This is a genomic window from Mycolicibacter sinensis (assembly GCF_001667375.1).
GTDB lineage: Bacteria > Actinomycetota > Actinomycetes > Mycobacteriales > Mycobacteriaceae > Mycobacterium > Mycobacterium sinense_A.
The window spans coordinates 1-734 of sequence record NZ_LZIN01000100.1 but is presented as its reverse complement, the minus strand read 5'-3'; the positions used below and the strand labels follow the sequence as shown (position 1 = coordinate 734).

The 734-nt window shown below is 70.6% G+C and carries 1 protein-coding gene and 1 pseudogene; one reads left to right on the top strand and one right to left on the bottom strand.

What is annotated here, in order from left to right; translation table 11 throughout:
• A pseudogene (locus A5771_RS20465) lies at positions 1-193 on the top strand (NAD-dependent protein deacylase); the annotation flags it as partial.
• Positions 194-199: 6 nt separating this feature from the next.
• Here the strand turns inward: A5771_RS20465 and A5771_RS20460 are convergent.
• Positions 200-734: class I SAM-dependent methyltransferase (locus tag A5771_RS20460; RefSeq protein WP_109401228.1), on the bottom strand; the 535-nt coding region annotated here is incomplete at its 5' end.

Below are 734 nucleotides of genomic sequence, written 5' to 3'. Positions count from 1 at the left end.
CGTGGTGGGAACCTCTGCGGTGGTCTATCCGGCGGCCAGCCTGCCCGAGCTGGCACTGGAGCAGCGCAAGACCGTCATCGAGGTCAACCCCGAAGCGACGCCGCTGTCCGCCAGAGCCACGGTGAGCATCCGCGACACCGCCTCGGCGGCATTACCCGGCTTGCTGCAGCGACTGCCCTCGCTGTTGGGTTAACGCGGCTCAGGCCGGGCGGTTGGCACGACCCAGCGCGAACTCCGACACCGGTACCGGCGCCCACGCCGGAAACTGATGGCCGCGCCGGGATGTCCCGACGGTGAAGCCGGCGTCGGTGATCATCTGCTCGGTGTCGCGGTGGGTATGACAATTCCCGAACAGCTTCGGCCAGAACGTGGCGTCGGCCAGTCGCTGCAGCCCGCCCCGCGCCCCGGCGCTGGCGACGTGCTCGAAATAGCGCAGCTCTCCGCCGGGCTTGAGCAACGCGAGCAGTTGGCGCAGCACCTCGCGGGGCTGCTCGACCGAGCACAACACCAGGGAGCACACGATCGCATCGAACGGTTCGCCGGCATCCAACGCCTCGACGGTGCTGGCCACGACGCTCACCGGCACCGGCGCCGCGGCCGCCGCTTGACCGGCGGCCTCCCGCAGCCGCGACTCCGGCTCGGGGGCGACAACCTCGGTGACGGTCTTGCGCTGCTCCAGTGCCAGCTCGGGCAGGCTGGCCGCCGGATAGACCACCGCAGAGGTTCCCACCACG